The sequence below is a fragment of the Pseudomonas sp. CAM1A genome, from assembly GCF_047501685.1.
Taxonomy (GTDB): Bacteria; Pseudomonadota; Gammaproteobacteria; order Pseudomonadales; family Pseudomonadaceae; genus Aquipseudomonas.
Window position 1 is genome coordinate 151053 of sequence record NZ_JBFNXP010000011.1, and the last position, 14092, is coordinate 165144.

Consider the following 14092-nt stretch of genomic DNA (forward strand, 5'->3'; position numbering starts at 1 on the left):
GAGCCTTTCACCATGCGCCATCCCGTGCTGTCCGGCTTGTCCATCTGCCTGGCGCTGGCGCTCGGCGGTTGCCAGGCGAGTCTGTCGCCCGTGCCGGCCTGGCAGGGTAGCGAGGGCCGCGACAACGTCCAGCTGGGGCAGATCATCGAGTTGTCCAGCGGCCAGGCATTGAGCCCTGGGCAGTTGGTCCAGCGCCTGGCCGATACGCCACGGGTGCTGGTGGGTGAAAAGCACGACAACCCCGACCACCACCGCCTGCAGCTCTGGTTGCTGCGCGCCCTGGAGAGCCGCCGGCCGCAGGGCAGCCTGCTGCTGGAAATGCTCGAGCCGCAGCAGCAGGCCCTGGTCGATGCGCAGAAGGGCAAGGTAACGCCTGCAACCGACCTACCGAAGGCCCTCGGCTGGCAACCCGGCTGGGATTGGGCGCTGTACGGGCCGATCGTCCGCGAGGCCCTGGGCCAGCCATACCCGCTACTGGCGGCGAACCTGTCGCCCGCTGAAGTCCGCCAGGCCTATCGCCAGCCGGCGACACCACCGGGCGAGCGCGCCAATGCGCCGGCAGTGGTGCAGGCGCTGCTGGCACAGGTGCGCGCCGGCCACTGCAACCTGCTGCCGGAAAGCCAGCTGCCGGCGATGCTGGCGGTGCAGCAGCAGCGCGACCGACGCATCGCCGAGCAGCTGCTGGCCGCGCCGCAACCGGCATTGCTGCTTACCGGCAGCTACCATGCGCGCAAGGACCTGGGCGTACCCCTGCACCTGGCCGATCTCGATGCCAAGGCCGAGGGCAAGGTGCTGTTGCTGACTGAGGTGGGGGAGACGGTCGAGCCGGGCATGGCCGACTATGTCTGGTACACCCCGGCGATACCGGAGCAGGACTACTGCGCCCAGCTGCGCAAGGGCCACTGAATCGCAGGCAAAAAAAGACCCGGCAAAAAGCCGGGTCAATAACCGTGATTAGCCTGATGAGGAGATAATCTGAGCGTCCGAACCAGGGAGCATTCAGGTTACCCAACCGGTCTCGCGACCAGTTGTGATAATCATAACGATTCTCATTTCGTAGTCAATGCCTTCGCAGCATTATTTTTCGTTCTTTTGTGATTGGGCTGGGCACTTGGCATCGAGCTGCTGATTCAGCGCTTGCTTGCGTTCGACCGGCAGGTCATTCCAGTGCATGTCCAGCAGGGCGCCCTCGATGGCATACAACAACACCTTCGAAGCCCGGAATCCTCGCGTTCTCACGGCCTGATAGGCACCCACCGCGCCAAGCCGGCGCAGGTCCGATGCACTGTGGATGCCGACAGCATGCAGCCATTGCGCGGAGGTCTTGCCAAGGTTTTTCAGATGCTGCAATTCATCGTTCATCGAGCCTCCTTGCGATGGCTGAACGGGTCGTGGGGATAAATCGCGAGCAGGTCAATGAGGAGTGTAGCGGGGGTTGTGGATTACGCGGCCTTTTGCCATCGGCGCCGACGGGATGTAGTACTTTCGCTGGGTGGAACCCTAGGGAGCGGGGGCGTGGGAGCGGGCTTGCCCCGCGATGACGATCGCTGGGCTGACGCTATCGCGGGGCAAGCCTGCTCCCACGTGTGTCCGTTCCCACAGCCTCGTACAGACCAGACGCTTACCCTTGGCGTGGGCTGCGATAACGCATGCGCGTCCCGAACTTCACCGACATCAGGATTTCATCGGCGCTCAGTTCGGCCGGGAAATAGGTCCCGGAAATTTGTGCATGGGCCAGGCTCGCCCCCTCCAGGCCGTTTTCCCGCAGGTCCAGCCCACGCAGGTCGGCGGCGCGGAAGTAGGCATCGGTGAAGTCGATGCCACGCACATCCAGGTCGCGCAGGTCCAGGCCACGGAAATCGCCACCGCGAAAATCAATGGAGGGGTGCGCGGCCTTGACCCGGTTGAACTCGGCGATCTTCTCGTCGCGAACCAGGGTGAAAAGCACGTTGTCCAGCTGGCGGGGTTGATTCATGGCGGCGCCTCCTCCGTGGGGTGTGATGATATTGTAATGACATCACTGGAGGGGCGCCGGACTTCAGGCGTGAACTGTCGACTGCTTCACGCCTGATGGCTCAAAAGCCTGGGAAATGCTGGCGGATCTGCTCGATCAACTGGTTCATGCTGGCGCTTTCCTGGGTGTTCACCCGCTTGCTGTGCTTTTGCTCCTCGGCATCGAGCGGATCGCGCGTCGCCTGTTGCGCCTTGACCACTTCCAGCGTGGCGTCCGAAGGGTCGATGGCTTCGGCCTGGCGCTGGGCCAGCCAGCTGGCGATCACCGCGTCCGGGGCCTGGCAGTCGAGGATCAGGAACGGCACGCCGGTCTCGCTGGCGACCTCGGCCGCGGCCTTGCGCTGGTCGTGTTTGAGGTAGGTGGCATCGAGCACCACCGGGAACCCGGCATGCAGGATGATCTCTGCCAGTTCGTGCAGGCGCTGGTAGGTGGCAGCGCTGGCCTGCTTGTCGTAGATGCCGGCCTCCAGATGACCAGCATCGGCCGCTGACTGCTTGCCGAACAGGCGCTTGCGCTCCACGTCCGAACGCACGCGTACCGCGCCCAAAGCCTCGACCAGGCGCATCGCCACGTGGCTCTTGCCCACCGCCGAAACGCCCTGGGTGATGGCCAGCAGGCGCGAAGGGATGGCGCTGTAGCTCTCGGCCAGGTTGGCATAGTTGCGGTAGGTGCGCAGGGTGGTGGCGCGCTGCACGCCGTCGGCCTCGGCCGGCATGCTGAACAGCGCGACCTTGGCCCGCACCAGGGCGCGATAGGCCTTGTAGAAGTTCAGCAGCTCCAGGCCCTGGTAGTCGCCGGTCAGCTCCAGGTACTGGCTGACGAAACGCCGCGCCAGGCACTTCAGGCCACGGTCCTCGAGGTCCATGGCCAGGAAGCCGACGTCAGCGTAGACATCGGTCAGGCGGAAGGGCTCGTTGAACTCGATGCAGTCGAAGATCACCACCTTGCCGTCGATCAGGGTGGCGTTGCCCAGGTGGATGTCACCGTGGCACTCACGAATGAAACCGTCGGCCTTGCGCGCCTCGAGCAGGCCGTGCAGGCGCTTGAAGCTGTCCTGGGCCCAGGCTTGCAGCGCGTCCAGTTGCTGCAGGTCGGCCTTGTCGCTGAGGAACGGGCGGATCTGCTCGAAGTTCTGCTCCACCGGCGCCATCACCGCGTCCGGGGTGCCCAGCGGGTGCTCGACCGGCACCTTGGGCGCCTGCAGGTGGAACTCGGCGATCTGCCGGGCCATCTGGTCGATATGGCTGGCATTCAGCTCGCCATTGGCCTGCAGGGTGCTGAGCATCTGGTCCTGGGGGAACTGGCGCATCTTCAGCGCATATTCGATCGCCGGGCCTTCACCGCCGATCTGCGGGGTTTCGACGCTGCCGGTGATCGGCAGCACTTCCAGGTACAGGCCTTCGGTCAGGCGCTGGTTCAGGCGCAGTTCTTCGTTACAAAAATGTCCGCGCTGATCCAGGCCGGTGAAGTCGAGGAAGCCGAAGTTCATCGGCTTCTTGATCTTGTAGGCAAACTCGCCGGTCAGCAGGACCCAGGAGATATGCGTCTCGATGAGCTGGAAGCCCGCGACAGGGTGCGGATAGAGGGCGGGGTTCTGCAGCGCGCTGATCAGGGCTTGGCTCACGGATCATCCTTTAAGGGGTCAGGGAATTCGAATCGAACATTATGGTCAATGGTGCCGTCCCTGCAAACCGCCGAGGGGCGTCTGCCTCCCTTTTCCAAAGTGCGTATAATCCGCCGCCATGACTCGTACCCGAAATTCCCGCACCCCAAAAAAACGCCCGACCGGCCGCGCCCGTGCCTGGCTGGGCTGGGCGCTCAAGCTCAGCCTGGTCGGTCTGGTACTGATCGCCGGCTTCGCGGTCTACCTCGACGCTACTGTCCAGGAGAAGTTCTCCGGCAAGCGCTGGACCATCCCGGCCAAGGTGTATGCCCGGCCGCTGGAGCTGTTCGTCGGCCAGAAACTGAGCCGCAACGACTTCCTCACCGAGCTCGATGCCCTCGGCTACCGTCGGGAAAGCGCGGCCAACGGCCCGGGCGCGGCGTCGGTCAACGGCAATACCGTCGACCTCAATACCCGTGGCTTCCAGTTCTATGAGGGCATGGAGCCGGCGCAGTTCGTCCGCGTGCGCTTCTCCGGCGACTATGTAGCGGGCTTGAGCGGCGCCAATGGCGGCAAGCTCGACGTGGTGCGCCTGGAGCCGCTGATGATCGGCGGCATCTACCCGAAGAATCTCGAAGACCGCATCCTGATCAAGATCGACCAGGTGCCGCCGTACCTGGTGGAAACCCTGATCGCCACCGAAGACCGCGACTTCTACAGCCACTTCGGCGTGTCGCCCAAGTCCATCGCCCGGGCGGTGTGGGTCAACACCTCGTCCGGCGCCATGCGCCAGGGCGGCAGTACCCTGACCCAGCAGTTGGTGAAGAACTTCTTCCTCACCAACGAGCGCAGCCTCAGCCGCAAGCTGACCGAGGCGATGATGTCGGTGCTGTTGGAAGTGCACTATGACAAGCGCGAGATCCTCGAGGCCTACCTGAACGAAGTGTTCATCGGCCAGGACGGCCAGCGCGCCGTGCACGGCTTCGGCCTGGCCAGCCAGTTCTTCTTCAGCCAGCCGCTGCAGGAACTCAAGCTGCACCAGATCGCCTTGCTGGTGGGCATGGTCAAGGGGCCGTCCTACTACAACCCTCGCCGCCACCCCGAACGCGCCCTGCAACGGCGCAACCTGGTGCTCGACCTGCTCGCCGAGCAGGGCGTCGCCACTCAGGAAGTGGTCGACGCGGCGAAGAAAATGCCCCTGGGCGTGACCAAGCGCGGCAGCCTGGCCGACAGCTCGTTCCCGGCCTTCCTCGACCTGGTCAAGCGCCAGCTGCGCCAGGACTACCGCGACGAAGACTTGACCGAAGAAGGCCTGCGCATCTTCACCAGCTTCGACCCGATCCTGCAGATGAAGGCCGAAACCTCCATGAGCGAGACCTTCAAACGCCTGGCCGGGCGCAAGGGTGCCGACGAGGTCGAATCGGCGATGGTCGTCACCAACCCGGAAACCGGTGAGGTGCAGGCACTGATCGGCAGCCGTCAGTCGGGCTTCGCCGGCTTCAACCGCGCCATCGACGCGGTGCGGCCGATCGGCTCGCTGGTCAAGCCGGCGGTCTACCTGACCGCGCTGGAGCAACCGAGCAAGTTCACCCTGACCAGCTGGATGCAGGACGAGCCGTTCTCGGTCAAGGGCGCCGACGGCCAGGTATGGCGGCCACAGAACTACGATCGTCGCCCCCACGGCACCATCTACCTGTACCAGGGGCTGGCCAACTCCTACAACCTGTCGACCGCCAAGCTCGGCCTGGAAGTCGGTGTGCCCAACGTGATCAAGACCATCGGCCGGCTCGGCGTGCAGGTCGATTGGCCGGCGTTCCCGTCGATGCTGCTGGGCGCCGGTGGCATGTCGCCGATGCAGGTGGCGACCATGTACCAGACCATCGCCAACGGCGGCTTCAACACGCCGATGCGTGGTATCCGCAGCGTGCTCACCGCCGAAGGCGAGCCGCTCAAGCGCTACCCGTTCCAGATCCAGCAGACCTTCGATCCGGGCTCCATCTTCCTGGTGCAGAACGCCATGCAGCGGGTGATGCGCGAAGGCACCGGCCGCTCGGTGTACAGCCAGCTGCCAAGCTCGCTGACCCTGGCCGGCAAGACCGGTACCAGCAACGACTCGCGCGACAGCTGGTTCTCCGGTTTCAGCCAGGACCTGCTGGCGGTGGTCTGGCTGGGCCGCGACGACAACGGCAAGACGCCGTTTACCGGTGCCACCGGCGCGCTGCAGGTGTGGACCAGCTTCATGAAGAAGGCCGACCCGCTGCCGCTGGACATGCCGCAACCGGACAACGTGGTACAGGCCTGGATCGACCCATACAGCGGCCAGGGTTCCGACGGCAGCTGTCCGGGAGCGGTGCAGATGCCGTATATTCGTGGCAGTGAACCGCCCGCAGGCGCCGCCTGTGGCGGCGAGCAGAACCCGGCCGAAGAAGTGATGGACTGGGTCAAGGGCTGGATGAATTGAGTGCGAGCTTCTGAAGAGGGTGTGAAGTGAACAAGTGGTGGATTCCTGCCGTGGCGGCAGTGACCGTGCTACACGGCTGTGCCAGCGTCCCGCGTGGCAACATTCCGGTGGTCGATTCGAGCACTCGGGTCTCCAACAGCGAGCGCGTCTCGGCCAACCGCACGTCGGCCTATCCGACCAGCGGCGGCAGCAGCCAGGCCCAGTCATTGCCGGAAGACTCCGGCGTCACCGTGATGATCCCGCAGGGGACAGGCGGCGCGCCGATCCAGTCGTTCCCGGCAGGCACCGGGCCGGCGCCGATCAGCACCGGCCCGATCACCCCGGGCCCGGTCAGCAGCGGGCCGATCACGACCAACCCCAACCCGATTGCCGACGAACCGTTCGACATCGCCTCGATGAGCAACCCGGCGCCGGTGACCAGTGCCCCGACCGGTATCCCGCGTGGCAACGCCTCCGGTGGCGGCCTGTCGGCCGACGAGCAGCTCGACGGCCCGGTGCTGGCCTTGCTCACCACTGCCCAGCAGCAGCAGGGCAGCGGCGACTTCAACGGTGCCGCGTCGAGCCTGGAGCGTGCCCAGCGCATCGCCCCGCGTGAGCCGCAGGTGCTGTTCCGCCTGGCCCAGGTGCGCCTGTCCCAGGGCGATGCCGCGCAGTCCGAACAACTGGCACGCCGTGCCCTGACCTACGCCAACGGTCGCCCAGACCTGCAGGCCCAGCTGTGGAACACCATCGCCCAGGCCCGTGAAAAGCAGGGTGACAGCGCAGGTGCTGCCCTGGCGCGGCAGAAGGCGCGGGTCAACCTGTGATGGAACAGCGCATTCTCGATATCGCCGATCAACTGCTGCTGATCGAGCAGGAGCTCAAGGTCCAGGGCTGGTGGAGCGACGCCACGCCCAGTGCCGAGGCGTTGGCCAGCGTGGAGCCGTTCGCGGTGGACCGCATGAGCTTCGAACAGTGGCTGCAGTGGATCTTCCTGCCGCGCATGAAGCTGATCCTCGAGCACGGGCACCCGTTGCCCAACGCCTCGGGCATCCTGGTGATGGCCGAGACGGTGTTCGTCGACCGCCCGGAACAAAGCCGCGAGCTACGGCGTCTGCTCGCAACTTTCGACCAATTGATCGCGCCTTCCGCTTGATTTCTACCGTTTTTCCTTCAAGGGCCGCAGATTGTGGCCCTTTTTTATGGAAATCTTATTTTTCCTGCTGCTGCTCGCGCCATTAGTGGTGGTGAGAATTCATCTTGATGAAAAATTGGCAATAATTTCTCTTGACTTGTGAGCGCCGAATCACAAGAATCCAGATTCCGCTGTAGAGGGACTGCCAGAAGCAGACCCGCTAAGCAGATCATGAGGCGCACACCCGCGCCGACTTGTAACACCCCGCAACGCGTTACCTCGCGCTGGGTGGGAAAGCCCGCAACACACCAGGGTATTCCCAATACTTGCTCAGTCAGTGCTGACGTTCGCTCATGCTCTGCTTGGCAGTAAACCTAATAAGACCCGCTCAGTGAGGGCGGTATTCTGGCGTTTTAGAGGTGAACAACGTGGAGCTCTTATCCGGCGCTGAAATGGTCGTCCGCTTCTTGCGCGACGAAGGCGTTAAGCACATCTACGGGTACCCTGGCGGTGCTCTCCTGCATGTTTACGATGCCTTGTTCAAGGAACCGGAAGTCCAGCACATCCTGGTTCGTCACGAGCAGGCTGCCACCCATATGGCGGACGGTTATGCCCGTGCCACCGGCAAGGCCGGCGTGGTACTGGTGACTTCCGGCCCAGGCGCGACCAATGCCATCACCGGCATTGCCACCGCCTACATGGACTCCATCCCGATGGTCATCCTGTCTGGCCAGGTGCCCAGCACCATGGTCGGCACCGATGCGTTCCAGGAAACCGACATGATCGGTATTTCCCGGCCGATCGTGAAGCACAGCTTCATGGTCAAGCACGCCTCGGAAATCCCCGAAGTCCTGAAAAAAGCCTTCTATCTGGCGCAGTCCGGCCGTCCCGGCCCGGTCGTGGTCGACATTCCAAAAGATATGACCAACCCGGCCGAGAAGTTCGAGTACATCTACCCGAAAAAGGTCAAGCTGCGTTCCTATAGCCCGGCCCTGCGCGGCCACTCCGGGCAGATCCGCAAGGCAGCCGAAATGCTCCTCGCGGCCAAGCGCCCGGTGGTCTACTCCGGCGGCGGCGTGATTCTCGGCGGCGGCTCCGAAGCCCTGACCGAAATCGCCAAGTCGTTGAACCTGCCGGTTACCAATACCCTCATGGGCCTTGGTGGCTTCCCCGGCACCGACCGCCAGTTCCTCGGCATGCTCGGCATGCACGGCAGCTACACCGCCAACCTGGCCATGCACAACGCCGACGTGATCTTCGCTGTCGGCGTGCGTTTCGACGACCGCGTGGTCAACGGCCCGGCCAAGTTCTGCCCGAACGCCAAGATCATCCACATCGACATCGACCCGGCGTCGATCTCGAAGATGATCAAGGCCGACGTGCCGATCGTCGGCCCGGTCGAGAGCGTGTTGAGCGAAATGCTCGGCATCCTCAAGGAAATCGGCGAGCAGCCCGACAAGGCGGCGCTCGATGCCTGGTGGAAGCAGATCGACGAATGGCGGGGCGACGGTGACCTGTTCCCTTACGACAAGGGCGACGGCAACGTCATCAAGCCGCAACAGGTCATCGAGACCCTGTGCGAAGTGACCAAGGGCGATGCCTTCGTCACCTCCGACGTGGGCCAGCACCAGATGTTCGCGGCGCAGTACTACCGCTTCAACAAACCCAACCGCTGGATCAACTCCGGTGGCCTGGGCACCATGGGCTTCGGTTTCCCGGCGGCCATGGGCATCAAGCTCAACTTCCCCGACCAGGACGTGGCCTGCGTGACCGGTGAAGGCAGCATCCAGATGAACATCCAGGAGCTGTCCACCTGCATGCAGTACGGCCTGCCGGTGAAGATCGTCAACATGAACAACGGTGTGTTGGGCATGGTCCGCCAGTGGCAGGACATGTCCTACAACGGTCGCCACTCGCATTCCTATGTCGAGTCGCTGCCTGACTTCGTCAAGCTGGCCGAGGCCTATGGCCATGTGGGTATCCGCATCACCAGCCTGAAGGATCTCAAGCCGAAGCTGGAAGAAGCGTTTGCCATGAAGGACCGCCTGGTCTTCATCGACATCGCGATCGACCGTACCGAGCACGTCTATCCGATGCAGATCAAGGATGGCTCGATGCGTGACATGTGGCTGAGCAAGACGGAGCGTACCTGATATGCGGCATATCATTTCCCTGCTGCTGGAAAACGAACCCGGTGCCTTGTCTCGCGTGGTCGGCCTGTTCTCCCAGCGCAACTACAACATTGAAAGCCTGACCGTGGCGCCGACCGAAGACCCGACCCTGTCGCGTCTGACGCTGACCACCGTTGGCCATGACGAAGTGATCGAACAGATCACCAAAAACCTGAACAAGCTGGTCGAAGTGGTCAAGCTTGTCGACCTGTCGGAAAGCGCCCATATCGAGCGCGAACTGATGCTGGTCAAAGTCAAGGCCACCGGTGCCCAGCGCGCCGAGATCAAGCGCACCACGGATATCTTCCGTGGCCAGATCGTCGATGTGACCGCCAGCGTGTACACCGTGCAGCTGAGCGGCACCAGCGACAAGCTGGACAGCTTCATCCAGGCCATCGGCACCGCATCGATTCTCGAAACCGTGCGCAGTGGCGTCACCGGCATTGCCCGTGGCGACAAAGTGCTCAGCATCTAACTTCAAAAATAGCGATGGCTCCGCAGGGGCCGAGATATAACCAGGGGTATTTTCATGAAAGTTTTCTACGACAAAGACTGCGACCTCTCCATCATCCAGGGCAAGAAAGTCGCCATCATCGGCTACGGTTCGCAAGGCCACGCCCAGGCGTGCAACCTGAAGGACTCCGGTGTAGACGTTACCGTCGGTCTGCGTAAAGGCTCGGCCACCGTTGCCAAGGCAGAAGCCCACGGCCTGAAAGTGGCCGACGTGGCCAGCGCCGTCGCTGCCGCCGACCTGGTCATGATCCTGACCCCGGACGAATTCCAGGGCCAGCTGTACAAGAACGAGATCGAGCCGAACATCAAGAAAGGCGCCACCCTGGCCTTCTCCCACGGCTTCTCGATCCACTACAACCAGGTTGTTCCGCGTGCCGACCTCGACGTGATCATGATCGCGCCGAAGGCCCCGGGCCACACCGTGCGTTCCGAGTTCGTCAAAGGCGGCGGCATCCCTGACCTGATCGCCATCTACCAGGACGCCTCGGGCAATGCCAAGAACGTCGCCCTGTCCTACGCCGCTGGCGTCGGTGGCGGCCGTACCGGCATCATCGAAACCACCTTCAAGGACGAGACCGAAACCGACCTGTTCGGTGAGCAGGCTGTTCTGTGCGGCGGTACCGTCGAGCTGGTCAAAGCCGGTTTCGAGACCCTGGTCGAAGCGGGCTACGCCCCGGAAATGGCCTACTTCGAGTGCCTGCACGAGCTGAAGCTGATCGTCGACCTCATGTACGAAGGCGGTATCGCCAACATGAACTACTCGATCTCCAACAACGCCGAGTACGGTGAGTACGTCACCGGCCCTGAAGTCATCAACGAAGAATCCCGCAAGGCCATGCGCAACGCTCTGAAGCGCATCCAGGACGGCGAGTACGCGAAGATGTTCATCAGCGAAGGCGCCACCAACTATCCTTCGATGACCGCCAAGCGCCGCAACAACGCCGCCCACGGCATCGAGATCATCGGCGAGCAACTGCGTTCGATGATGCCGTGGATCTCGGCCAACAAGATCGTCGACAAGACCAAGAACTGAGTCTTGCGTCGATAATGAAAAACGCGGCTTCGGCCGCGTTTTTTCGTTTGCGCGGTCAGCTTCTGGTATAAAGCGACCAGTGGCTCGCTGTTAGAACCGTTTTCCCGGGCCCATGTCGAACATATTCCACCCTGTTGCAAGGTACTTTTCATGAGCGAACGTCCCGAAGAGCCGAACAAGCCCTCCGACGCCGAAAGCCTGCTACCTGTCGATGAGCACGTTGAAGAAGGCCACGACGCCGAAGGGCGCAAGGTGCGTCACCGCGGTATCTATCTGCTGCCCAACCTGTTCACCACCGCGAACCTGTTCGCCGGCTTCTATTCCATCATCAGCTCGATGAGCGCGCAGAGCGCCCTGAGCGCGGGTGATCCACGCGAGGCGAGCAAGTATTTCGCCTTCGCCGCCATCGCCATCTTCGTCGCCATGGTCCTCGACGGCCTCGACGGCCGCGTGGCGCGCATGACCAATACACAAAGCGCCTTCGGTGCCGAGTACGACTCGCTGTCGGACATGGTCGCCTTCGGCGTGGCCCCGGCGTTGCTGGCGTTCGGTTGGGCCCTGGGCGACATGGGCAAGGTCGGCTGGATGGTCGCCTTCATCTATGTGGCCGGCGCCGCGCTGCGCCTGGCGCGCTTCAACACCCAGGTCGGCACCGCCGACAAGCGCTACTTCATCGGCCTGGCCAGCCCGGCTGCGGCCGGCGTGGTGGCCGGTACCGTCTGGGCGTTCAGCGACTACGGCATCCAGGGCTCCAAGCTGTCGTTCCTGGTGGCGCTACTGGTGGCGGCCGCGGGCATGCTGATGGTCAGCAACATCAAGTACAACAGCTTCAAGGAGCTCGACCTCAAGGGCCGCGTGCCCTTTGTCGCGATCCTGGCCGTGGTGCTGGTGTTCGCCGTGGTGTTCAGCGACCCGCCGCGCATCCTGCTGCTGATCTTCCTCGCCTATGCTGCATCGGGGCCAATCCAGTTCCTGTTGCGGGCGCGCCGTCGCAAATCCTGACAAGGATTTAATCGCGGAATAACCTGCCGGCTCCATAGTCTTACGTGTACATCAGTTACCCGTACTGTGGAGCCGCCATGCTCATCAAGCTTCCCCGATCCAGCGACTGCAAGTCGTCCGAGATCACCCCCGAAGATTTCTACCTCTCCCGTCGCAAGCTGCTGGGCGCCAGCCTTGCGGGCGCGGCCCTGGGCGCTTTGCCCCGGTTGGGCGCCGCGGCGGAGGTTTCCCGCTATGCCGATGTCGAGGCGGGCAGCGCGCCAGGCTGGTTCAGCGACAAGCTCGGCGCCACGCGTTGGCAGGCGGTTACCGTCAGCGGCGAGGCGATCACGCCGTTCAAGGACGCCACCCACTACAACAATTTCTATGAGTTCGGGCCCGACAAGGGCGACCCGGCGGCCAATGCCGGCAGCCTGAAGACCGAGCCGTGGAGCCTGGTGGTCGATGGCGAGGTGGCCAAGCCCGGGCGCTATGCGCTGGAGGACTTCATCAAGCCTTATCAGCTCGAGGAGCGGATCTACCGCCTGCGCTGCGTGGAAGCCTGGTCGATGGTGATCCCCTGGCTGGGCTTCCCCTTGGCGCAGGTGCTCAAGCAGGTCGAGCCGACCTCGAAGGCGCGCTATATCCGTTTCGAAACCCTGCAAGACCCCAAGAGCATGCCCGGCCAGCGCTCCGGCTTCGCCCTGATCGACTGGCCCTATGTGGAGGGCCTGCGCCTGGACGAGGCGATGAACCCCCTGGCGATTCTGGCGGTGGGCATGTATGGCCGTGAACTGCCCAACCAGAACGGCGCGCCGCTGCGCCTGGTGGTGCCATGGAAGTACGGCTTCAAGAGCATCAAGTCGATCGTGCGCATCAGCCTGGTGGCGGAGCAGCCTGCGACTACCTGGCAGGGGTTGGCGCCGGACGAGTACGGCTTCTATGCCAACGTCAACCCGACGGTCGACCACCCGCGCTGGACCCAGGCCCGCGAGCGGCGCCTGCCCAGTGGGCTGTTCAGCCCCAATGTGCGCGATACGCTGATGTTCAACGGCTATGCCGATGAGGTAGCGTCGCTGTATAGCGGCCTCGACCTGCGGAAGAACTATTGATGCGCTATCCCTGGCTGCGCCTGGCGATCTTCGTGAGCGGGTGCCTGTTTCCCGTGTGGTGGTTGTATGAGGCAGCCATGGGGTCGCTCGGCCCGGACCCGGGCAAGATCATGGTGGACCGTCTCGGCCTGGGGGCTCTTGTCTTCCTGTTGATCACCCTGAGCATGACGCCGCTGCAGCGGCTGACGGGATGGTCGGGGTGGATCGTGGTGCGGCGCCAGCTGGGGCTGTGGTGCTTTGCTTATATAGTGCTGCACATGACGGCGTACATGGTGTTCATCCTGGGGCTGGACTGGGGGCAGTTCGGTGTCGAACTGCGCAAGCGGCCCTACATCATTGTCGGCGCGCTGGGCTTTCTTGGTTTGCTGGCGCTGGCGGTCACTTCCAATCGGTATAGCCAGCGGCGTCTTGGCGCGCGATGGAAGAAGCTGCACCGGCTGGTCTATGTGATTCTCGGGCTTGGGCTGTTGCACTTCCTGTGGATCGTGCGCTCGGACCTTAAGGAGTGGGCGGTGTATGCTGCTATCGGGGTGTTCCTGCTGGTGCTGCGCATTCCCCCGGTATGGCGGCGTGTTCCACGATTGGTCGGGCGGGGGAGGGCGGCCTGAAATCTTTCTGCAATAAAAGGTTGACGGGCTTTCAGATCCCCTTATAATGCGCCCCACTTCCAGCGACATCGGAACGAAAAACTCCTTGAATATCAAAGAGTTGATTGTTGAAGAGGGTTGCGGAGGTGCTTCGGTCTTACGATCGGCAGCGGTGAAAAAGGCAGTTGACAGCAGGTTGTAACGCTGTATGATTCGCCTCCCGCTACGAGAGATYGCAGCGAGTCAAGTGTTTGAAGTTGAACGGGTTTCTCRMAAAATACTTCGAAATAAACGCTTGACAGCAAATGAGGAAAGCGTAGAATGCGCGCCTCGGTTGAGACGAAAAGCKCTTAACCAAACGCTCTTTAACAAATTGAATCAAGCAATTCGTGTGGGTGCTTGTGAGTATGGACTGATAGTCGCCAAGATTATCAGCATCACAAGTGGCCATGCGAGAAATCACATAGTCATTTGAGATTGCTGAGCCAAGTTTAGGGTTTCTT

Annotated in this window: 13 protein-coding genes; 10 read left to right on the plus strand and 3 right to left on the minus strand. The window is 62.7% G+C overall.

The genetic code is table 11. The annotated features are described in order from the left end of the window. Positions 1 to 12: 12 nt before the first annotated feature. Entirely contained in the window at positions 13 to 906 is an 894-nt protein-coding gene (locus ABZO33_RS22570) for a ChaN family lipoprotein (RefSeq protein ID WP_414537843.1), read from the plus strand. Between the two features lie 171 nt (positions 907 to 1077). Here the strand turns inward: ABZO33_RS22570 and ABZO33_RS22575 are convergent, their stop codons facing one another. The 3 genes from ABZO33_RS22575 to ABZO33_RS22585 all read right to left on the minus strand — a co-directional run bounded on the left by ABZO33_RS22575 (position 1078) and on the right by ABZO33_RS22585 (position 3638). Further along, the gene (locus ABZO33_RS22575; RefSeq protein ID WP_046854091.1) at positions 1078 to 1362 is read right to left on the minus strand and encodes a TfoX/Sxy family protein; all 285 of its coding nucleotides are present in this window, start codon (positions 1360 to 1362) and stop codon (positions 1078 to 1080) included. A 259-nt stretch (positions 1363 to 1621) separates the two neighbouring features. Then, positions 1622 to 1975, minus strand: a complete 354-nt coding sequence (locus tag ABZO33_RS22580) for a pentapeptide repeat-containing protein (RefSeq protein WP_414537844.1) — start codon at positions 1973 to 1975, stop codon at positions 1622 to 1624. 100 nt (positions 1976 to 2075) lie between these two features. Then, positions 2076 to 3638 (minus strand): AAA family ATPase, encoded by a 1563-nt coding sequence (locus ABZO33_RS22585; protein ID WP_414537845.1) that lies wholly within the window; start codon positions 3636 to 3638, stop codon positions 2076 to 2078. Positions 3639 to 3756: 118 nt separating this feature from the next. Between ABZO33_RS22585 and mrcB the strand changes: the two genes are divergently transcribed. The 9 genes from mrcB (at position 3757) to msrQ (ending at position 13610) form a co-directional block, all read left to right on the plus strand. Then, positions 3757 to 6078, plus strand: coding sequence for a penicillin-binding protein 1B (gene mrcB / locus ABZO33_RS22590; protein ID WP_414537846.1), 2322 nt, complete (start codon positions 3757 to 3759; stop codon positions 6076 to 6078). Positions 6079 to 6104: 26 nt separating this feature from the next. After that, the gene (locus ABZO33_RS22595) at positions 6105 to 6884 is read left to right on the plus strand and encodes a tetratricopeptide repeat protein (protein ID WP_414537847.1); all 780 of its coding nucleotides are present in this window, start codon (positions 6105 to 6107) and stop codon (positions 6882 to 6884) included. Next, on the plus strand, positions 6881 to 7213 hold the full coding sequence (locus ABZO33_RS22600; RefSeq protein WP_367857876.1) for a YqcC family protein: 333 nt from the start codon (positions 6881 to 6883) through the stop codon (positions 7211 to 7213). The genes ABZO33_RS22595 and ABZO33_RS22600 overlap by 4 nt, the downstream gene beginning before the upstream one ends. 407 nt (positions 7214 to 7620) lie before the next feature. After that, a complete protein-coding gene (locus ABZO33_RS22605) occupies positions 7621 to 9345 on the plus strand; it encodes an acetolactate synthase 3 large subunit (protein ID WP_414537848.1) in 1725 nt (574 codons plus the stop codon). A gap of 1 nt (position 9346) precedes the next feature. Then, the gene (ilvN, locus tag ABZO33_RS22610; RefSeq protein ID WP_003250040.1) at positions 9347 to 9838 is read left to right on the plus strand and encodes an acetolactate synthase small subunit; all 492 of its coding nucleotides are present in this window, start codon (positions 9347 to 9349) and stop codon (positions 9836 to 9838) included. A 54-nt stretch (positions 9839 to 9892) separates the two neighbouring features. Next, the gene (gene ilvC / locus ABZO33_RS22615) at positions 9893 to 10909 is read left to right on the plus strand and encodes a ketol-acid reductoisomerase (RefSeq protein WP_038706849.1); all 1017 of its coding nucleotides are present in this window, start codon (positions 9893 to 9895) and stop codon (positions 10907 to 10909) included. 150 nt (positions 10910 to 11059) lie between these two features. Continuing rightward, entirely contained in the window at positions 11060 to 11911 is an 852-nt protein-coding gene (gene pssA / locus ABZO33_RS22620) for a CDP-diacylglycerol--serine O-phosphatidyltransferase (protein ID WP_028691215.1), read from the plus strand. 77 nt (positions 11912 to 11988) lie between these two features. Beyond that, positions 11989 to 13002 (plus strand): protein-methionine-sulfoxide reductase catalytic subunit MsrP, encoded by a 1014-nt coding sequence (gene msrP / locus ABZO33_RS22625; protein WP_414537849.1) that lies wholly within the window; start codon positions 11989 to 11991, stop codon positions 13000 to 13002. Next, positions 13002 to 13610, plus strand: a complete 609-nt coding sequence (gene msrQ, locus ABZO33_RS22630; RefSeq protein WP_414537850.1) for a protein-methionine-sulfoxide reductase heme-binding subunit MsrQ — start codon at positions 13002 to 13004, stop codon at positions 13608 to 13610. Before msrP ends, msrQ begins: the two co-directional genes overlap by 1 nt. The last annotated feature ends 482 nt before the right edge of the window (positions 13611 to 14092 follow it).